The sequence below is a fragment of the Mesorhizobium ciceri WSM4083 genome (genome assembly GCF_000519305.1).
Classification (GTDB): Bacteria; Pseudomonadota; Alphaproteobacteria; order Rhizobiales; family Rhizobiaceae; genus Mesorhizobium; species Mesorhizobium ciceri_B.
In genome coordinates this window covers 1-18,565 of record NZ_JAFG01000028.1, presented here as the reverse complement: position 1 = coordinate 18,565, position 18,565 = coordinate 1, and the positions used below count along the sequence as shown (strand labels likewise).

20 protein-coding genes are annotated in these 18,565 nt (G+C 58.6%); all 20 read right to left on the bottom strand.

What is annotated here, in order from left to right:
* Positions 1-64: 64 nt before the first annotated feature.
* Entirely contained in the window at positions 65-298 is a 234-nt protein-coding gene (locus MESCI2_RS0125205; RefSeq protein WP_032901266.1) for a hypothetical protein, read from the bottom strand.
* Positions 299-300: 2 nt separating this feature from the next.
* Entirely contained in the window at positions 301-1,977 is a 1,677-nt protein-coding gene (gene tnpC, locus MESCI2_RS0125200) for an IS66 family transposase (protein ID WP_027038759.1), read from the bottom strand.
* 66 nt (positions 1,978-2,043) lie between these two features.
* Complete coding sequence (tnpB, locus tag MESCI2_RS0125195; protein ID WP_027038758.1) at positions 2,044-2,391, bottom strand: IS66 family insertion sequence element accessory protein TnpB; 348 nt, start codon at positions 2,389-2,391, stop codon at positions 2,044-2,046.
* Positions 2,388-2,741, bottom strand: coding sequence for an IS66-like element accessory protein TnpA (gene tnpA, locus MESCI2_RS0125190; RefSeq protein ID WP_027038757.1), 354 nt, complete (start codon positions 2,739-2,741; stop codon positions 2,388-2,390). Before tnpA ends, tnpB begins: the two co-directional genes overlap by 4 nt.
* A gap of 525 nt (positions 2,742-3,266) precedes the next feature.
* Entirely contained in the window at positions 3,267-3,806 is a 540-nt protein-coding gene (locus MESCI2_RS01000000135570) for a hypothetical protein (protein WP_050596681.1), read from the bottom strand.
* Positions 3,796-4,482, bottom strand: a complete 687-nt coding sequence (locus MESCI2_RS0125175) for a methyltransferase (RefSeq protein WP_027038919.1) — start codon at positions 4,480-4,482, stop codon at positions 3,796-3,798. Before MESCI2_RS0125175 ends, MESCI2_RS01000000135570 begins: the two co-directional genes overlap by 11 nt.
* Positions 4,466-5,311 carry a nucleoside-diphosphate kinase gene (locus MESCI2_RS01000000135565; protein ID WP_245270471.1) on the bottom strand — a complete coding sequence of 282 codons (846 nt, stop codon included), beginning with the start codon at positions 5,309-5,311 and terminating at the stop codon, positions 4,466-4,468. The genes MESCI2_RS0125175 and MESCI2_RS01000000135565 overlap by 17 nt, the downstream gene beginning before the upstream one ends.
* A complete protein-coding gene (locus MESCI2_RS01000000135560; RefSeq protein ID WP_050596683.1) occupies positions 5,308-6,051 on the bottom strand; it encodes an aspartate kinase in 744 nt (247 codons plus the stop codon). The genes MESCI2_RS01000000135565 and MESCI2_RS01000000135560 overlap by 4 nt, the downstream gene beginning before the upstream one ends.
* 30 nt (positions 6,052-6,081) lie before the next feature.
* On the bottom strand, positions 6,082-7,368 hold the full coding sequence (locus tag MESCI2_RS01000000135555; protein ID WP_081738900.1) for a DegT/DnrJ/EryC1/StrS family aminotransferase: 1,287 nt from the start codon (positions 7,366-7,368) through the stop codon (positions 6,082-6,084).
* 1,118 nt (positions 7,369-8,486) lie between these two features.
* Positions 8,487-9,206: a GntR family transcriptional regulator gene (locus MESCI2_RS0125155; protein ID WP_027038918.1), complete on the bottom strand. Its 720-nt coding sequence runs from the start codon at positions 9,204-9,206 to the stop codon at positions 8,487-8,489.
* Between the two features lie 512 nt (positions 9,207-9,718).
* The gene (locus MESCI2_RS0125150) at positions 9,719-10,423 is read right to left on the bottom strand and encodes an HAD family hydrolase (protein WP_027038917.1); all 705 of its coding nucleotides are present in this window, start codon (positions 10,421-10,423) and stop codon (positions 9,719-9,721) included.
* Positions 10,420-11,229 carry a phosphodiesterase gene (locus MESCI2_RS01000000135550; protein WP_032901351.1) on the bottom strand — a complete coding sequence of 270 codons (810 nt, stop codon included), beginning with the start codon at positions 11,227-11,229 and terminating at the stop codon, positions 10,420-10,422. Before MESCI2_RS01000000135550 ends, MESCI2_RS0125150 begins: the two co-directional genes overlap by 4 nt.
* Before the next feature lie 59 nt (positions 11,230-11,288).
* Positions 11,289-12,524: an ABC transporter substrate-binding protein gene (locus MESCI2_RS0125140; RefSeq protein ID WP_245270470.1), complete on the bottom strand. Its 1,236-nt coding sequence runs from the start codon at positions 12,522-12,524 to the stop codon at positions 11,289-11,291.
* A 57-nt stretch (positions 12,525-12,581) separates the two neighbouring features.
* The gene (locus MESCI2_RS0125135; protein WP_027038915.1) at positions 12,582-13,415 is read right to left on the bottom strand and encodes a carbohydrate ABC transporter permease; all 834 of its coding nucleotides are present in this window, start codon (positions 13,413-13,415) and stop codon (positions 12,582-12,584) included.
* Positions 13,412-14,365: a carbohydrate ABC transporter permease gene (locus tag MESCI2_RS0125130; RefSeq protein WP_027038914.1), complete on the bottom strand. Its 954-nt coding sequence runs from the start codon at positions 14,363-14,365 to the stop codon at positions 13,412-13,414. The genes MESCI2_RS0125135 and MESCI2_RS0125130 overlap by 4 nt, the downstream gene beginning before the upstream one ends.
* Before the next feature lies 1 nt (position 14,366).
* Positions 14,367-15,515 carry an ABC transporter ATP-binding protein gene (locus tag MESCI2_RS0125125; protein WP_027038913.1) on the bottom strand — a complete coding sequence of 383 codons (1,149 nt, stop codon included), beginning with the start codon at positions 15,513-15,515 and terminating at the stop codon, positions 14,367-14,369.
* A gap of 72 nt (positions 15,516-15,587) precedes the next feature.
* Positions 15,588-16,421: a MurR/RpiR family transcriptional regulator gene (locus MESCI2_RS0125120; RefSeq protein ID WP_235984354.1), complete on the bottom strand. Its 834-nt coding sequence runs from the start codon at positions 16,419-16,421 to the stop codon at positions 15,588-15,590.
* A gap of 352 nt (positions 16,422-16,773) precedes the next feature.
* On the bottom strand, positions 16,774-17,613 hold the full coding sequence (locus MESCI2_RS0125115) for a carbohydrate ABC transporter permease (protein WP_050596680.1): 840 nt from the start codon (positions 17,611-17,613) through the stop codon (positions 16,774-16,776).
* On the bottom strand, positions 17,610-18,308 hold the full coding sequence (locus tag MESCI2_RS01000000135545) for a carbohydrate ABC transporter permease (RefSeq protein WP_050596679.1): 699 nt from the start codon (positions 18,306-18,308) through the stop codon (positions 17,610-17,612). Before MESCI2_RS01000000135545 ends, MESCI2_RS0125115 begins: the two co-directional genes overlap by 4 nt.
* A 68-nt stretch (positions 18,309-18,376) precedes the next feature.
* The coding region (locus MESCI2_RS0125105) for a transposase domain-containing protein (protein ID WP_027038768.1) at positions 18,377-18,565 on the bottom strand (189 nt) is incomplete at its 5' end.

Genomic DNA, 18,565 nt, shown 5'->3' with positions numbered 1-18,565 from the left:
GTACGCATCCGGTGAAGACCGCATAGGTGCGTATCCGGCAGGCATGAGCACCGCGGTGCTGGGGTCAAGCTTTCGATGGGGAGACGCGATGATATTCTTCGAGGAGGAGTTTCACCTCCTCGATGCCTTCATCGGTGAAGGCCAAGGTCCCGTCGCCATCGTTGGCCCCGTACACCCAGATGACGCCGTCCTCGGGCTCGAGCCCGAGGGTCAGGTCCTGGATGAGCGCTTCGCTGACGCCGAGGTCCCTGGCGACGCGTTCGACGGTGTAGACGTGATGCACCTTATTGCGCTGCATGATCAGGCCGCCGCTGGTTGGGTCCGCAGTTTTGCGGACCTCCAATTCCACGGCAGCAAATCATCGATCCGCTGTGCTGGGTGGGCTGCGATGCGCGCCAGGATATCGGCGAGCCAGGCCTGAGGGTCGACGTCATTCAACTTGGCGCTGACGATCAGGCTGTAGAAAACGGCAGCGCGCTGTCCGCCGCGATCGGAACCGCAGAACAGCCAGGACTTTCTGCCGAGAGCGATGCCGCGCAGGGCTCGCTCGGCTGCATTGTTCGATAGGCAAATCCGCCCATCGTCGAGGAACCGGGTGAAGGATGACCAGCGGCGCAGCATGTAGTTGAAGGCCTTGGTCAGATCGTGTCCGCTCGAGAGCTTGTCGCGCGTCTCGATCATCCAGCGCTCGAGTTCGGTGACCAGCGGCACGCTCCGCTCCTGGCGCACGGCGTGGCGTTGGGCCGGCGACAGGCCGCTGATCTCGCGCTCGATATCGAACAGGGCATCGATGCGCTTCACGGCTTCAACCGCGAGCGGATAGACCAGGTTGGGCTTCTCGCCGCGCGCCTTCTTGCGCGCCGCCGCTTCGATATCGGCCAGCTCGAACACTTTGCGCCGGCTGTGGGCCCAGCAGCTGGCTTCCAGAACAGGCGCCGGCTGACGACCCGTCGCATAGAGATCGCCATAACCACTAAAGGCATCTGCCTGCAGAATGCCGCTCCAGCCGGCGAGATGCGCCACGGGATGTTCGCCTCGGCGATCGCGGGAATAGTAGAACACCGCCGCCGGTGGATCGGCGCCGCCGAACGGTCGGTCATCGCGCACATAGGTCCATAATCGGCCGATATCGGTCTTGCCCTTGGCCATGACCGGCACCGTCGTATCGTCGCCGTGCAGACGTGAAGCGGCCAGCACATGGGCTTCGAGCCGCTTGAACAGCGGCATCAACGCTGCGGCGCCGGCGCCGACCTGGTCGGCGAGCGTCGACAGGCTGAGCGGCACGCCTTCGCGGGCATAGCGTTCAGCCTGGCGGTTGAGCGGCTGATGCTGGCCGAACTTCTCGAACAGGATCATCGCCAGCAGGCCGGGACCGGCCCAGCCGCGCGGGGTGGCGTGGAACGGCGCCGGAGCCTGGCTGATCGCCTCGCAGTCGCGGCAGGTGAACTTCTCCCGCGCGTGCTGGATCACCTTCCATTGCCGCGGCACCACCTCCAGCGTCTCGGTGATATCCTCACCCAGCTTGCGCAGCCGATGACCGCCACAGCAGTGGCAAGCGCTCGGCGCCGGCTCGACCACGCGTTCGCGCGGCAGATGCTCGGGAAATGGCTGGCGCGCCGGTCGTTTGCGCACGTAAGGCGCCACCTCGGTGGTCCGGGCCGCGGCCTGTTCGGCGGCGATCTCGTCTTCCGTCGCCGTGCTCTCGAGTTCCTCGAAGGTGAGTTCCATCTGGTCGTGCAGGCGGGCGGAACGTTCAGAACTCTGACCATGCAGCGCCCGCCGCAGCTTCCGGATCGTCAGATCCTGATGTGCGATCAGCGCCGCATCATCCGATGCCTTGGCCCTGGCGACCGCCAGTTCGGCCTCGACCAGCGCAGCGCGCGCGGCCTCGTCTTCGGCTCTTGCCAGCGCCGCGGCCAGCGCTGCTCTCAGCGCGCCAATATCGTCCGGAACAGCATCCTGGGCGGTGGCAACCATGCCCTGGAGTGAATCATAAAACGCGTCCGCTGACTCGCGGAAAATGGCGCAAACTCAAAGAAAAACTCAGCCCGCGCGCTCAGGTCGGAACGTGTGGCGCGGGTTGCGCCAATCGATCCCGTCGAGCATGTACGCCAACTGAGAAGGCGATATGGAAACCGTACCATCCGCCGGCGACGGCCATAGGAACCGGCCCTTCTCGAGCCGTTTTGCATACAGCGACATGCCGAGCCCATCATGCCAGATAATCTTGATCAGGTTGCCGCTGCGGCCGCGGAAGACATAAAGATCGCCGGCATGCGGATCCCGGCCCAACGTCTCCTGAACCTGCAGAGCGAGCCCTTGCATCCCGCGACGCATATCGGTCCGGCCGACCGCCAACCAGATCCGCACCTGACTCGGAACCGGGATCATGAAACGCCCAGCGCCTTCACCATCGCCGCCGCCAGTGTCGGCGGCGTGGTCAGCGGAATCCGCAGCCGCACCTTGCCGGCGATCTCCAGCTCGATCACCGCTGGTGCCGCCGCCGGCACCGAAGCGGCGACAGGCTCATCGGGAACCACGACAACTTCGGCAAAGCCCGTCTCGCGGGCTCTCACCGTGCGGCGCCACTTATAGATCAGGCTGGTCGCGACATCGTACTGACGCGCCACCGCCACCACTGTGGCCCCGGGCGCGAATGCCGCGGCCAGTATCCGGCACTGATCCTCTTCACTCCAACGACGACGCCGCTCCGGCCCGGTCAATAACGTCACATGGCTCATGCTGTGCTTCTAACTACGCTCGTAAGGACAACCTTAAGAGCGCAGCATCGGTACCGTGCCGTCCTCCCGCAAGGCGGCCCTCACCGGAGCCGTACGAAACGACGGATTTTCTGGCCGTTGCGCGCGAGAGCGGAGCGTACACGATCGCCATTACGACCCGCGTGGACTGCCCGATCGCCCAGGCTGCGGACGAGGTGGTCTTGTTTACCTCGGCCGGGGCTTGGCCACAGGCCGGGTCGGCGATGCACGTGCCGGCTCTAGTTTTGCTGAGCGAATATCTCTGCCAAAGTTTGCAGGTGGCGGAAGTCTGAATCCCACAAGGCCAATTCGGACAGTTCCGGCGCAACGTTCGATGCGCGCTCGCCCACGGCAGCATCGGTAGGCTATCGGTGGAGCTGGAGCGGCGCGGGACGCAGGAAGGCAATATCCCGGCTTTTTCTTCACCGACAGCAGGTCAGTGGGGCTGCTTTTGCGGTCAGGGCGTCGACCAGGTATTTGGGATACCGGGGAGTTAGGCTCTGACATCTATGGCGTGCCGCCACGAACGCCGGAATGGTCATAATCTGCGAGGTCTAGGACCGATGTGCAGGCAGCCAATTGGTCTGGACTCATTTCGGCCGCGATTGAGGCGGAATGCTTTAGGAGTGCGAGGAGATCATCTCTATGCTTCGAACCATGGTCCTCGAAGTGCATCTTGATCTTTCGCGCTATGACGTCCGCGAAACTCGCCCTTGTGCCAAAAAGCGGATCGCCAATTAAAGCGGTCGGTTGTTCCTGTTCGAGAACCCAATTCATCGCCAAGGTCCCATTCGATCTCAAGAATACGATCTCCAGCTCCGTGTCGGCAAATCGTTGTCTTGCCATGGAGAACCCCGCGTCCGCCAGAGCCCTGGTGTCGCTATCCACAGCCTCCGCGAATGCGGCCAAATTGACATGATGAATGTCTATGTCGTTCGGTGCACGCTGGATGAACTGCGAAAGGACGCTGCTGCCCGCTACCCAGCTATCTTTGCTCCGATTGGGCGAAATCGCGACTAAAGCAGTGCGCATCAGCTCAGGAAGCATATCCCGTGCCCTTCTTGGATATTGAGAACAGCCTATAAGTTACGTTGGCGCCTGGATAGGTCCCAGATCGCAGAAGCACTGATGTAAGATCATTTGAGCCTGTAATCTGTTCAAGAATGTCGTCACGCGCATTGGTGCCGAACCCTAGAACGATATGGCCTGTTTCTGTAAGGAACCTTGGGCCATCTGAGAGAAATCTCTCGAGCAAGTTGTACCCTGGATCGATGGCTCCGGCTTCGAGATCGTCAACATACTCGTAACCCTCTGGAGCGAAGTTCGACGGGTAATTCCAGAGTATAATGTCGAACCTTCTGCTAGGTGGAATATTTGAAAAAATATCGCTTTCAATGACCTCAACGTTGTTAATGCGGTTTCTTGCAGCATTCTCCAGCGTGTTAGCGACGGCCCTCGGATTGATGTCGCAAGCCAGCAACGAGCGCGCACCAGCCTTTGCCAACAGAAGGCCTGGAAGACCGAAACCGCAGCCGATTTCTAATACGGTTTTCGCGGCGAAAGGGGGAAAATTCTCGCTGATCCAACGCCAACTCTGGAAGTGCTCAGGAGGAAAAACCCCCTCCCGTACGACCAGATCCAGCCCGAATTCCTGTATTTGACGCGGGAAAATGGCTTGTTGACTTGCACGAAGCGTTTTCCTGATATTATCGAGTCTGGTCATTGTCCTCCCGCCGATCGGCGCGGTCGCCGTGCTTGGTTGTTTCTCCCTGCTCGAGGGCAACAACGGTTCGCTTCAGTAAGCAATTCCAAAGAGGCATCGAAAACAGACCGGCCTCAAGAATGAGGCGGTCCCAAGAGGACTGGACAGGTGCATACCGGACTAGGCCTTCAAGACCGGCTCGATCCCCCCGAAAATACCGTCGGACGGCTGCTGTTAGGCCCGGCTTTGATGCGATTAGGAGTGCTCTGTCGTAGCAGAATTTTGCGTGGGCAAAGGCGCTACCATCATTCCGGTTATCAAGCCTCCGCGCAGTTTCTCCGTCGCCGAGAGCATTTAGCAGCATCTGGAACGATGAATGGGCGATGTAGCCGGAATCGAGAGAATTCCAAGCAGCCGCTTGGTCGCCCAACGACTGACGCCTAAGAATTCTAAGCTCGGCATCCATTACTTCATGGCTGTCGCTCACATGCAGGAGGTTCGTCACGGGATTGTCGCAAAAAAAGAGGCTGCGTACGGTGCCGCGTAACGCCTGGGCCGGCTGTGTGCTGCCCTTCAGTTTTTGGGACAGGTGCAACGCGTCAGGTCCGCTCCAGATCGTAGCGCAAACTGGACGCATATCGAACAAGTCCAGTACCAATGGCCAGTGCCTTCCCCCCTTTGAAGAAGTAAGCGCATAAAATGCATCGATGGATTTGCGACTGTGAACGGAAAAGAACCGTTCCGAAAGTTCCAGATCGGTTCGTCGCCGGATGTATTCGTCGAGCAGGCAAGTGAGGCCGGAGCGCGCGACTTCTGGGCCATAAACTATCAATGCCAAGGAGGACATCATTCCGCCCCTTCCAAAGCATGGTTTCTGATATGCGCATTCCTGCTCCCGACGGTGATACTAGTCGCTCTAACGCGCCTCCCTTCCAGCCAACCGGCGAGACGAGCGGGATGACGGGCGTTAATTACAACGCCAGGAAGGCCTTTCATCGCCATGAATTGGGCCGCGCAGGCGTCAATCGAGGTGTGGCCGAGAAGGGCAAGATCTCGAGCAGCGATCTGCTCTATAAGTGCAGCGGGATCGTCGGTTGCGCCACCGCGATGGACGCCATCGACATCTGTCAAAATCACCAGCTGTGATGCCCCAGTTAGCCAAGCGACCCACGCGGCAACGGCGTCGGATGTGACATCCCAACTCCATTCCACCGGGTCAGCTGCAAACAGCAAACGGGAAGGCAGCAGCACTGGTATCTTCCCATGTCTCGCGAGGGTTCGGCATTCGCCTAGGCTGGCCGATGGGGCCAATTTGGAAGAGAAGGCGGCGTCCGCCAGCAGATATCCCGTTTGGTCCTGTGCGAGAGCACACGCGTGATGCGCGGTATATGGAAGTAGTCGCTCGGCTGCATCAATCGCCTCGATTGCCTTGTCCGGAATGCCGCCGCCTGGAACAACTAGGATTCGATGGCCCTTATCGGCGAGACGCTCAAGTTCCGCCAGTGCGAGCTTACACACCGCAAGATCACGCATGATGCTCCCGCCGAATTTGAGGACAATCGAAAAGCCATATGGTGGAAAACCTTTCATCGAGCAGTCCATCGGCTTGCCATCCCGCCTTCAGGCAAAAGATACGATCTCTGGAATTTTCGAAATTATGTTTGGAAGCGCTGCCCAAACTTTTTGAAACGCGGCCGCGTACAATCTCATCACTTCAACGTCGTTTGGCGGAGCGATCTCCGATACGTGAAACATATTGTTCAATATCGTCGTGGCGTTTGGGAAATCTGTCCTTGACCATTGGCTGCAGACATCCGGGAGATATTCAAAAACGGGTTTTGTCAGCCAGACCGCAACGGGAACTCCCTCGGCTTGAAGCAGCTTAAGGATGAAATCCCTGGCTGTAGGGCCAGGTAAAAAGCCGAGCTTTTCCGGCTCCAGACGCAGCGGGAGATTAAGCAACGATTGCTGATTGTCTGATGGATCGAAAAGGGGCAGAAGCCCTGGGAGATGGCGAATCTCCTGCCAAAGTAACCTAGCATTCTTTCGCCTTGTTCTAAGCTGGCGGTTTAGCTGCTTTATCCTGTGGTTGGCAATTGCAGCCGAAAATACATTCGGTCGGTAATTGTATCCCTTTGAACTCGGGGAGAATATCCTATCTCCATGTCGCGACGAACTTGTCAGAGAAACGTTATCTACATGGTGGATCAGAGCAGGATCCCTCGTAAGGACAAATCCAAGCTCACCTGCCCCGAGGTGCTTAGCTCCGTTCCCGGAGAGAGCGAGTGCATCGCTCTCCAAGTATGCTCCATTGACAATATCTTTCGCAGCGCCGATTGATTGGCAAACATCATCTACGATTGCGACGCCTCGCGCCCGCGCTGCCATTCTCAAGCCGGGAACCAAGAGGTTATTTCCAAACAGATGGGTTATGAGCGTCGCCGCGTCCCCTGGTTTGATGAGGGAGGCCGCTTTCTTCTCATCAACCCCCGTAAGGCCCGGCTCTACATCCACAAAGACCGGCTCAAGTCCACTGATCGTAATTGGGCCTACGGCTCCCGGCCAGTTCAAAGCCGACGTAACGACCCTGCCACCTCGGTTCCGGTAGTAGTCCAGGGCTACGTGAATAGCCGCTGTGCCGCTTCCAACAGCGCGCACAGACCAGTTGCCCGACCAATCGGCTAGCCGCTTTTCGAGCTCAATCACCATAGGGTGATTGACGCGATGATACTTGCCGCTTTCGACAACATTTGCGAGCGCCTTCAAATGTTTTCGCTTCGCAGCTGGCCAAAGAACAACTCGCCCGGCCGGCACCGTTGGATCTCCTCCAAAGAGCGCAAGAGAAGTGTTGCTTTGGTGGACGCAAACTGTGCTTGCTGCCGAGGCTAAGCTTACATACTTGTTCATATGGTCCCTCCAGACGCTAGCCTGGTTTGTGACATCGGCCGTCGGTCACTCGCGAACTAGAGCCGAACCGACCCGTCTCTCGCATACTTCTGCGTCTTGCAACGAGGCTCGGCGAGCCGCCGAAGCAGCGTCGCCTCTGATAACAGACTAGGTTCCGCAGCAGCCTCGCTGCATTGAATTTAGGAAAAATCTTCCGAGCTCGAACCGGCACATAAAGTTTCCATCACTTCCGAAATGAACTCGCTAGACGATGCAGTTCCTCCTTCGCAAACCGAGACTTAATGGCCGTCGACTAGAAGGGGAAGTGGTCAGCCGAGATATATTTGCAAATATATTATTTGTCGGCTTGGCTAACTACCTACTATCCGAGGTAATCGGAAGTGAGAGCGCGTGGTTTCTTCCCACCAGTCTCCCTGCGGGCATGGTTCAAGGATAGAATGCGCCGTACGGATGCGCGGGTATTATCCATCCGCCAAAGCCAATTCCGGCGAGATAAAGCCAAGCTTGGCGAGCTGTGAGCCACCACGAGCTTGCATAATTTGGTTGACGCAGTCGCCGGACCGTAAGCGCCTTCCGCGGGCACTCCCGCTCGCAGTGGGCTGTGCCCGAAGGAACGCCCCGGTAGCATTCTGAGCCGTCAGTAAGAATAGATCGAGTTCTGATTATCCATCCGGCGATCTGACGGAGCACCATGGGTGATCGTGCAAAGGAGGGACGCGAGCGGAATAACGCTTGAATGCTTTGCGTCTTCCGACTTGCCGCTGCAGTGAGCCCTTCACCGCGCGTGAAGCAAATAACGCGGTCAGCGAAGAGGCGAAGGCGAGTGTTCCTTGCCTGGTGCAGAGGTGCCATTTCCGAGCGGTTTTCGATCGGATGGGGCACCACCCTTCAATCCGAAGCTTGACCGGCTCCAGCATTGTATCGCACAGGACCGGCTGCCGTTCCAGCCTGCATACCGAGGGAGTTGCGCAACGCGACTCGCGCCACTTGTGAGCAAAAAACCGAGCCCCGATGTGGCCGCCCTGATCTCTCTTCGATGAATGCGGATCTTCGTCAGCCCTCATAGGCATAAGCCGAACTGTGGGGGTAAGCCGTATGGATCGCGTCGGCGAATTCGCTCATAAATACTGCCTTGCAAACGGGGAGTTTGCCAGCAGTTTTCTGCTCATAGTTTGCATGGCGTGTGACACGGCGCGCTCTTCTACATCAAGGTGGTTCGTCAACGCGGATTCCACCGCGCTCGTGTTCTTGCAGAGCTGAGGCATTGCCTCCGTTAGCCTTGCTAGACTTGTTCGAAAAGCCGGGGAAAGCTCAGACGCGGCTATTTCCATGCGAAGCGGATGTGAGCAGAAGCAGAACTTGTCGATGATTTGGCAGACTTCGCAATTACATGCGCCCAGAGCTATGTCAGCGAATATCTCTTCCGCGCGGATAGCGAGTTCCATTGGAGAAGACCCACCAGAGGGTGCGGTTAGGTCGAGAGGGTGAGTTCGTGTACGCGTTAGGGCCAAGGTGAGTGTTGCGCGCGCCACCACATACGAGTCTAATAGAACCCACTCGACCAGGGGTCTCGTAAAATAGCCCCTTTGAGGAAGGGATACGATCTTCGCTTCCGCTGCAAGTCGGATAAGTGCTTCGCGCACAGGAGTCCGGCCGATGTTGAGCTTGGACGCTAACTCTTTGTCACTGAGGTGCTGCCCTGGCATATGGGCTTTGCTGTAGAGCAATTGACGTACCGCGGCGTAGGCTGCAGCGGCTTTTGCATGCTTCTTGGCGTCGATAGCCAGATTGGCAATTTCGGTTCGACGACATTGGTCCGCGTTTGTACAGAACCACATCTCCACGCTTCCCTCTTTCGATGTCCCTTGAGCGTCCGACCGGACATAACGCGTGCGCCGCGCACCGCCTCAGCTGCATAAACCATGCCAGCGAGGTGTGACCATGCCCGGCGTTCGGGATGGCTGTGCGCTCAAACTGACGCCGCGCGGCGCTCGGATGCCGCATTGTCAGAGGTGGAAAGCTTAGAGTGGCATTGGCCGCTCGACGCCACTGGCTATTGTATGGACAGCTCGGTTGTCACCCTGCAGGCGGGCCGAAAATGTGTTCGATGCGACACAAGAGGGAATGGTGAGCCACCAGAGCAGTTCAATCGCGCCAGATGTCGCCGACAGGGTCCCGGAGGCGCTCAGCTAGATCTCGATCCCGGCGGTTCTATAAAATTCCTTGGCATGCTTACACCGAAAGTCTTTCGAGATCCCGTTTTTCATACCGCTCAACACTGAAGGCGTTGCCGACGCTCAGTGGATGGGAAGCTAGCGCAGTTCACCTACGGCACACGCTAACACCCGGGTCACCCTCCTGCCATTTTGTAACTGGGCTGGACTTCGCTCCTCATAAGCAGGCCGCTAAGTTCTTCAGCTGAGCGCGCGACGACCGTAGCGCCGGCTGACAGCAATCGTTGGCCGTGGTCGTCGAGGCAGTGGCCGCCCGCGGTGAAACCGATCACCGTCATTCCCGCTGCCACACCAGCTCGAACTCCTGCGATGCTGTCTTCCACAACGACACAGCATTCGGGCTCGACGTTCATCCGGGCCGCGGCAAACAGGAATAGGTCCGGGGCCGGTTTGCCGGCCTTTACCAGCGCGGAACTGAACACGTGTGGATCGAAGTGCTGCCAGAGCCCTGTGAGCTCAAGGCCAAGCCGCAGCTTGTCGGGGGCGCTGCTCGAGGCGACGCAGCGTTGTAGTGATAGCTGACGCAAGAGCTGGTCAATACCGATTATTGGTTGCAGTTCTGATCGATAGCTTTCCTTGATACGCGATTGCACGACGGTGTCGAAGTCGCTCGGCAGAGGGCGCCCCCAATCTTCTTCAACCATTTTCCGCATCGTCGCCGACGAAAGGCCGGTGAAGCGCAGAACCACGTCAGAATAGGAGGTGGGATACCCGATACGGGTCAGTTCCTCGGCGTCGATGCGGCTTGCCAGCGTTTCGCTATCGATCAAGACACCGTCACAATCGAAGATGACCAGTTCATGAGATTTTCGCTGCTTCATTGGTTACCCCGGGGGAAACGACCTGCCGGCGAGACTTCAACCACATTCCTGTCGCTGACCTCGAAACGGTGCACAAGCACGGCATCGTCGTCGATCAGAGCAACGTCAAAAGCCGGGGCATCCTCGACAAAGTCTGCGTCCCTGCGCGCAAAGTGCGGAATGATTTGATGCGCAACGCCGCGGCTTCCGCTGAAGGGAATGCCGCTCCAGGTACCGCCAACATCTACGTGCACATGCCCGTGAAAAATGTGCCGGATATTGCCGGCGCCTGAGATCGCCGGCATGAGCTCTTGCCAGTTCTGCATGTTCCAAGGCTCGAAATGCGGCAGGCCGATCGGCTGCAGCGGATGATGGGCGAAGAGATAGGCAGGCGTATTCTGTTTTTCTGCCAAGCGCGCCAGCAGCCATTGGAGCCGGCCGCGATCCAAAGCGCCATGACCGAAGCCTTCCACCAATGTGTCGAGAAAAATGAGGCGCCCGGCAGTCCCGTCTTGGGCCGACTGAATGAAGCCATTCGCATCGCGCGGCTCTTCAGGAAACGCGCGCATAAAATTCTCGCGGCTGTCGTGATTGCCCAGCAGAAGGCGAGCGGGCACGCGCAGGTCCCGCAGCACCTCCCGTAGCAGGACGTAGGAAGCGAGATCTCCGTCGTCGGTGAGATCGCCAGTGACGACGCAAAGCTCGGCGTCGGCATGATCGCGATTAATGCGCTTGATGGTCTCCCTAAGCCGTTGGGCAGGATCGAAGCCGCAGAGCGTGGCGCCTGGCGGCACAAGATGAGGGTCGGTCAGGTGAATGAGTTTCATGGATAAGCCCAAAAAAGGGGGGACGCCGCACAGGGCGTGCAGCGTCCCGGATGAAACGATCAGTCGGTTTTCGGCAGAAGTGCGCGAACCTCGGACGCCATGTCTGCGAGAGCGGCTTCCGGTTCCTTGGATCCAAGCGCGATGGCAGTCATCTCGTCGCGGAGGACCTCACCGATTTGCACGCCATTATCACCAGGCCAGGAGAACCACGGGCGGGCGCGCGGCGTCTGTAGGACGCTCGTGTACCAGTTCGGGTGCTTGTCGTAGAAGCCGGCGAGATGATCCTTATCGAGAGCAAGCGTATTGGTCGGCATGTAGCCAGTGTTCGGCACGACAATGCTCTGGCCATCGGGGCTTGTGGCAAACTTGATGTACTCCCAGGCGGCGGCGCGCTTGGCGGGATCGTCGGTGAGGATTACCGCAACCATTCCGCCGGTCGGCATCGTCGCATCTTCAGCGGCGAGCGGCTGCTTGGCCGTCCGGAGCTTGAACCGGTCTCCAATTTCAGCTTCGAAACCGCTCACACTGCCGGCAGAGGCGAAGAAGAAGCCGAGCTTGCCGGAGGTGAAGAGCTGCAGGGCGGCATGGGAGTCGATGGCCGGCTGAGCGCCGTCGGTATGAAACCGCTTGAACAGCTTGACGGCAGCCTGGCCGGCAGGACCGTCAAAAGCGATGTCGCTCTCCTTGTCGTTCATCATCTGGCCGCCGAAATTGCGGACCAGGTTCTGCGTGGCCCAGTCGTCCGAGCCAAGCTGGTAATACATGCCCGACGTTCCCTTGCCGAGCGCTCCGACCTTGCCAGCCAGTGCGACGAAGCTGTCCCAGTCGGCCGGGATCTTGTCGGGGTCGCCGCCTGCTTGCTTCACCAGGTCGGCATTGTAGTAAACGACTGGTGTCGACATGGCGAAGGGAAGACCGTAACGATGACCGTCGATCGTTGCGAGAGACAGGACCTGTTCCGTGTAGCCCTTGTCGGTCAGGTGATCCGCGGCAACGAGGTCGTCGATGGGCTTTACGAGCCCGCGGGTGACGAGCGGACGCAGCACATTGAACCCGACGTAGTGAACGTCGGGCAACTCGCCTGCCATGCTCTGACGGATCAACGTCTGGACGGCTTCATCGTAGCTCGGCGCAGCAGCGCGGAAGCTGATTTTGATGTCCGGATGGTCCGCCATGAAGCGCTCGGCGATCGGCTTGTGGATCACTTCGTGTTCGGGCCAGGCGTAGTAGACGTCGAGTTTCGTCTCGGCTTGTGCTGGCATGACTGCCGCTGCGATACCGGCAGCAAGGATCATTGCAAGTGTTTTCACATTGCTCTCCTAAGGTTCGAGATGTGGTTTTCAGAAACGGAGCTAGTGTCGGCCGAGCACGAGACCCCGGATGAAGTGTTTCTGCATGAGAAGGAAAAGAGCGACCAAGGGCGCAGTCACGAGAACGCCCCCTGCCATCAGCGCACCGACGTTTCCGGTGCCTTCGCCCGCCTGACGGAAATAGGCGATGCCGAGCGAAGGCGTCATCATGTCGGGATTGGTTATCACCACCATTGGCCAATACAGATCGTTCCAATGAGCGACGATAGAGAAGATAGAGAAGGAGGCGACTGCTGGCCAAGCGGCCGGCAGCATGATCCGCCAGGCAATTGATAACTCGCTGAAACCGTCGAGCCGCGCTGCGTCAAGCACCTCATCGGGAAAGGTCACGAAGAATTGCCGGAACAGGAAGATGGCAAACACCGAAACGATCCAAGGCAGAACCAGCGCGGCATAGCTATCGAGCAGCCCGGATTTTGCGAGGGCTATGTAGATCGGGATGGTTGGTATCTGCACCGGCACCAGAAGGCCTAGCAGCACGGCGACAAGCAGAATTGGGCGACCGGGGAAGGACAGCTTAGCCAGCGCATAGCCACACGGGATGGCGATCGCGATCTGCAACACAAGAATTGCCACGCATACCACAATCCCATTTGCCATGAACCGAAGCAGTGGAATTGCCGAGAGCGCAGTGCCGTAATTGTCGATTGCGCCATGAAGGGTCGGGGTTGGAAGCAGGTCGCCGTTAAAGATCTCACTCTGTGGTGTCAGCGAGGCAAGGATCATCCACACAAACGGGAAGACCATGACGATCGCGCCGGTCATCAGCACGGCATCCGAGGCGATGCGGGAAGAGGACGATTGCGCCAAGATCATGGCTGGCCTCCACTTGCTTTCCAGCGCGCCCGGCGCTCGGAGACACGCATCTGGACGAGCGACAGGAAAGTCACGAAGACGAAGAAAGAAACGGAGATCGCTGACGCATAGCCGACGCGGAAGAAGCGGAACCCTTCTTGATAAAAGGTGTAAAGAACGACGGAGGTAGATTTCATCGGCCCTCCCTGTGTGAGGACCGCAACCGTTTCGAAAACCGAAAAGGCGCGGATGATTGTCATCACGGTGACGAATACGGTAACCGGCGCCAGCATCGGCCAGGTGACCAGAAGGAAGCGCTTCAGTCCCCTATCGGCCCCATCAATCGCGGCGGCTTCGTAGAGCTCCTCTGGAATGGTCGAAAGGCCGGCCAGGAAAAGGATCATGTTGAAGCCCACCAACTGCCACACGCCGATTGCCGCCAGCGCATATATGGCGGTCGCCGGATCGGATAGAAACCTGACGGGCGATGCGCCAAGAAGCTGCAGCAGTGTGTTGGCAAAACCCAGGCTTGGATGAAGGATCGCTTCCCACGCGGTCGCCAGAGCAACCAAGGTCGCAGCCACGGGCAGAAAATAAGCGGTTCGATAGAGAACTGCGAACCGTGATCTGGCGATCAAAAGGGCAACAAGGAGCCCCCACCCGATGGACGTCGGCACGACCACCGCGACATAGAGCGCGGTATTGCGCAGACTCTGAGCAAAGCCAGGGTCGGTCAGCATGCGCGTATAATTAGCGAGCCCGATGAATCGGATGCCGGCCAAGCCGAGTGACGCATTCGTGAAGGACAAAAACAAGACAAGAATGGCGGGTCCTATGACAAGGGCAACAAGCAGCAGCATCGCCGGCACGGATAAAATCATTCCAGCTTGCGCCTGGGCTCGAGCCGGCCGGTAGCGCGCTGGAGTGCTCAGAGCCAAGCGACTGAGCGGAATGTCGTTGAGCACGGCCATGTCAGGCTGCCCCGCTGTGATCGCCAGGCCGGCGCGAGCCGCTTGAAGGAAAGAACCATGCGTTTTCAGGGTCGATGTTCAGTCCCAGGTTATCGCCATCACGCAGAGGTCTAGCCCGCTCAGCGGAAATGCGGGCGACAAACTCGGCGCCGACCTCGGCATTGACAAAGACATGGGCGTCCATCCCAGCGTGCTCGATGCGCGTGACGCAAACCGCCAGGGCTCCCGGCTGATCCTTGTCAACCAGGGTCGCGTGCTCTGGGCGGAAGGCCAGCGTTCCGGCCTGTCCGGATCCGAGCGCGTCGCGAATGATGATCCTGCTGCCACCGATCATGAGCGCGCCGCCCATTGGTGCTGCCACTGCTACCTCGTTCAGGAAAGGCTGCGCCAGGAACCGGGCTACGTCTAGATCGACGGGTTCCCGATAGAGATCGGCAGGGGCTGCGACCTGACGGAGTTCGCCCCCAAAGATGACTGCGACACGGTCTGAAAGCGCGGCCGCCTCGGCCTGGTCATGGGTAACGAAGATAGTTGTCGTTTGCATTTCCTTGTGAAGCCGCGCGATCTCGCCACGGGTATGGATGCGCAGCGCCGCGTCGAGGTTTGCCAAGGGTTCATCCATCAGGAAGATCTTCGGTTTGCGCACCATGGCACGTCCCAAAGCCACGCGCTGGCGCTGCCCACCCGACAGCGCCGACGGTCGACGCTCTAGCAGCGCGTCAAGCTTGAGCAGCGCTGAGGTCTGCCCGACCCGCTCTCGGATCGAGCGTTTGCGTAGGACAGCCCCGGGCAGCAGCCCGCCAATCACGGGAAGCCGTTCCAAGCTGCTTAGCTCGCGCATGACTAGCGGGGCTGCAATGTTGTCGTACACGCTCAGATGCGGATAAAGGGCGTAGCTCTGGAACACGAAGGCCAGATCGCGGTCCTTTGGCGCAACCGCGTCCAGCTCCCTGCCGCCTGCACGCACATGACCCTGGTCGGCGCGCTCCAGCCCTGCGATGATCCGAAGAAGCGTTGACTTGCCGCAGCCAGACGGGCCCAGCAGCGTCACAAACTCCCCCGCAGCAACGTTGAGACAGATGCCGCGCAGAACATCAATCGCGCCATACCGCTTGCCGATGTCGTCGATGTGGAGGTCCAACGCTGCCATTCCGAGTTCCCTTCGGTTGGCCGACTTCTAGCGGTGTTTTATTTCACTTTCATGACATTATGGAGTTTTATTTCATTTGGCAACTGATTTCTCGGTTGCTTTTCCGATCGCCAGCATGAGGCTTTCGATCACAAAGATCTTGCCAATCGCTGGCGTCAGAGTGCCTCCGATTGGGTGGTCTTGAAGGCCGGAGGCTTGCAAAGTGAGGTCAGCCGCCTTCTCGAGTGGGCTGCGGGCGCGGTTTGTGATGGCGACGGTCAGTGCCCCCGCCGAACGGGCGCCCTTGAGGAACTGGACCGTGTCAACTGTCAGGCCGGAGATCGAGAGACCAATCGCAACGCAGCCGGGACCAAGCCCGCTGGCGACTTCGTGAGCCATGGTGGAGTTTCTGAACGCGAAAGCCGTTAGCCCGACACGTAAAAGCCGGTAGGCAAGCAGTTCTGCCGTCATACCAGACATTCCCGCCCCGTAAAGATCGATCCGTCGGCTTGCCGCAAGCGCAGCGGCTACCTTCGCCAGGGTTTCGGGGTCGGCATTGTTATGTGCGATGCCGAGGTTTTGCGCCATCGTGTCGTGCAACGATTGCAGAGCGCTATCCGCAGTTCCAGCACCCGTGGAGGGGAGTCCCGGGCGGCCAATCTCGGCCGCCAATGCGAGCTTGAAGTCGCGGAAGCCGGAAAAGCCTATCTGCCGGCAAAGCCGCAATATGCTGGCTTCACCACTTGCCGCAAATTCACCTAACTCCGCAACGGATTGGTGCAGCACCTTTTCCGGGTTTTCCAGAATGTATTTGGCAATGCGAGCGAGCGCATTGGGCAAGCGGTCGATGTCGTCCTGCAGGCGAGCCAAGATGCTCTCGTGCGATGCCGCTATCGTTGCAGGTGAGTTGATGTTCATTGCCTTCATGCCTGTTCCTTGGCGCTCAGCGGAAACGGATGTCTCCTAGCAAGCGGGGAAATTCATTGGCACTGAATACAATCGAGATGCAGAAATTTGCAAATACCGGAGAAATTCCACCTTGCACCGCCGTGGTGCTCATCGACCAATGCTGCCCCCCCTCACAAGCACATGCCTTGCGGTGATCCGCTGGAGACTTCGTTTCGAGCCGCTGCGTGGAGCGAGGGCCAAGGTACCCATCGGCGTCGCAGTAGCTGAGCCTGATCGTCGCTAGCTACATCTACACCTGACCGGGCCTTCAAACCAGACGAATTTCTATGGCAGATCAGCATGGAAAACGCGATGTCGACTGCGCCGAATTTTACCCCTTCAGAGCGCCCGAGCTCATTCCCGAGATCAAGGCCCGCTGAGCAACTACTGTAACGATCGTTATAGGAATTATCGCAAGAGACGAGGCGGCGGCCATCGGTCCCCAGTCAAGGTTCCGAGCGGAGATAAAGCCGGATATGAAGACAGGTAGGGTCTTGGCCGAATTCCCCGCCAACATGACTGGAATCAAGAACTCGTTCCAAGTGAAAAGCGCAACAAAGATCGTGCTTGCTGCGATGCCAGGCAAGAGCAGCGGCAGCACGACATACCAAAAGGTCGCGACTTGCCCCGCCCCATCTATCGCGGCGCTTTGCTCCAGGGCGACTGGCACTTGGCCAACAAACGAACTCATCAACCACGTTGCGAAAGGCATGTTGATAGTGGCGTACATAACAATCAGCGCAACACGGCTATCATAGACCCCCAGCTGCGACGTTATGTGAAAAAGAGGAACCATGAGTACGATTGCTGGAATGGCGCGTACTAAGACCAGCGAAATTTCCAGTGGCGCTCGGCTCACGAAGCGAGGCGTCCGAGAGAGCGCGTAGGCCGCAAGTGTGCTGAGCATCACACACAAAGCGGTCGACCCAAGCGTCACAAGGATGGTGTTGAGGTAAATTTGACCAAAGCCGCGGGTATGGAAAATGGCCGAATAATTCTTGAGGGTCGGATCGAACCAGATAAACTTCGGCGGCAACACGAAGGTGTCTGCACGCTGCTTTATCGATGTTGTGATCGTCCAAAATACCGGGAAAAGCGAGAGGAACGCTGCCAATAGCAGAACAGCATACGACAAGGCCGCCGATATTCGCTTTCTTCTCGCAAAGCTCATCTTGATACCCGATCCGCTTTGCGCCAGAGAACATAAACAGGGGCAATCAGTACGACCATTACGATACCGAGGGCGGCCGCCCGCGACGTTTGGAAGAAGCCGAACCCGGTATTGTAGACCAACATGCCAAGCGTTTGAGTCGCCGTCCCAGGCCCACCCTTTGACGTTACTATGAAGATGAGGTCAAACATCTTCATACCATCGATTATCCTTATTGTTATGATGACCAACAGGACATTGCTGATGGACGGCAGGGTCACGTAAAAGAGAGTTTGCAATTGAGTTGCGCCGTCTATCGCTGCCGCCTCGAGCGGCCCTTTTGATTGATTAGCCAGGGCGGCCAGGACTGTTAGCATAATGAAGGGTACCGATTGCCAGCTGTCGACAATTGAGATAGCGGCAATTGCAGGCCAACGTGCACCAAGCCAATTCGGGCCATCCATGCCAACCAGGCTGAGTGCCCAATTTATAACGCCGAGATCGGCGTCAAACATAAAGCGCCAGATGAGTCCCACGGCGACCGGCGTAAGCAACATCGGCACGACAAGCACCGTTCGAAACAAACGGGTGCCGCGCAGATTTTTTTCCAGGATGATCGCGAGGGCGACGCCTACAGGTAACTGGATCAGCAATCCAATCGCTATCAGCGTGAGCGTTGTCCTCAACGAGTCCCAGAAGCGCGGATCCGTACGCATACGACGAAGGCCGCATGATTGGCACGCGCGCGTGTGCGCGGCGGGCTCTATGATGACGTTTCGTGAGGTCAGGCGGCCTGCTGATCGGCGGGCTTGTCGGCTTCGCGCAGGCGCTTCCATTGCCAGGGCAGTAGTTCGTGCAGACGCGAGGCGGGAAGATCGGCAATGCGGGCCAGGACGTCGGCGAGCCAGGCTTTCGGGTCGACGTCGTTGAGGCGTGCCGTGGTGATGAGGGTAAGCATGACGGCGGCACGGTC

Excerpts from the sequence above, each read along its gene's own strand:
- MESCI2_RS01000000135550 (WP_032901351.1), bottom strand. The coding sequence starts at position 11,229 with ATGAAACTCATTCACCTGACCGACCCTCATCTTGTGCCGCCAGGCGCC.
- MESCI2_RS0125205 (WP_032901266.1), bottom strand. The coding sequence starts at position 298 with ATGCAGCGCAATAAGGTGCATCACGTCTACACCGTCGAACGCGTCGCC.
- tnpB (WP_027038758.1), bottom strand. The coding sequence starts at position 2,391 with ATGATCCCGGTTCCGAGTCAGGTGCGGATCTGGTTGGCGGTCGGCCGG.
- MESCI2_RS01000000135545 (WP_050596679.1), bottom strand. The coding sequence starts at position 18,308 with ATGCGTACGGATCCGCGCTTCTGGGACTCGTTGAGGACAACGCTCACG.
- MESCI2_RS0125150 (WP_027038917.1), bottom strand. The coding sequence starts at position 10,423 with ATGAAGCAGCGAAAATCTCATGAACTGGTCATCTTCGATTGTGACGGT.
- MESCI2_RS0125120 (WP_235984354.1), bottom strand. The coding sequence starts at position 16,421 with ATGAAGGCAATGAACATCAACTCACCTGCAACGATAGCGGCATCGCAC.
- MESCI2_RS01000000135555 (WP_081738900.1), bottom strand. The coding sequence starts at position 7,368 with ATGAACAAGTATGTAAGCTTAGCCTCGGCAGCAAGCACAGTTTGCGTC.
- MESCI2_RS0125130 (WP_027038914.1), bottom strand. The coding sequence starts at position 14,365 with ATGGCCGTGCTCAACGACATTCCGCTCAGTCGCTTGGCTCTGAGCACT.
- MESCI2_RS0125115 (WP_050596680.1), bottom strand. The coding sequence starts at position 17,613 with ATGAGCTTTGCGAGAAGAAAGCGAATATCGGCGGCCTTGTCGTATGCT.
- MESCI2_RS0125125 (WP_027038913.1), bottom strand. The coding sequence starts at position 15,515 with ATGGCAGCGTTGGACCTCCACATCGACGACATCGGCAAGCGGTATGGC.
- MESCI2_RS01000000135565 (WP_245270471.1), bottom strand. The coding sequence starts at position 5,311 with ATGATGTCCTCCTTGGCATTGATAGTTTATGGCCCAGAAGTCGCGCGC.
- tnpA (WP_027038757.1), bottom strand. The coding sequence starts at position 2,741 with ATGAGCCATGTGACGTTATTGACCGGGCCGGAGCGGCGTCGTCGTTGG.
- MESCI2_RS0125155 (WP_027038918.1), bottom strand. The coding sequence starts at position 9,206 with ATGTGGTTCTGTACAAACGCGGACCAATGTCGTCGAACCGAAATTGCC.
- MESCI2_RS0125175 (WP_027038919.1), bottom strand. The coding sequence starts at position 4,482 with ATGACCAGACTCGATAATATCAGGAAAACGCTTCGTGCAAGTCAACAA.
- MESCI2_RS01000000135560 (WP_050596683.1), bottom strand. The coding sequence starts at position 6,051 with ATGAAAGGTTTTCCACCATATGGCTTTTCGATTGTCCTCAAATTCGGC.
- MESCI2_RS0125135 (WP_027038915.1), bottom strand. The coding sequence starts at position 13,415 with ATGATCTTGGCGCAATCGTCCTCTTCCCGCATCGCCTCGGATGCCGTG.
- MESCI2_RS0125140 (WP_245270470.1), bottom strand. The coding sequence starts at position 12,524 with ATGATCCTTGCTGCCGGTATCGCAGCGGCAGTCATGCCAGCACAAGCC.
- tnpC (WP_027038759.1), bottom strand. The coding sequence starts at position 1,977 with ATGGTTGCCACCGCCCAGGATGCTGTTCCGGACGATATTGGCGCGCTG.
- MESCI2_RS01000000135570 (WP_050596681.1), bottom strand. The coding sequence starts at position 3,806 with ATGCTTCCTGAGCTGATGCGCACTGCTTTAGTCGCGATTTCGCCCAAT.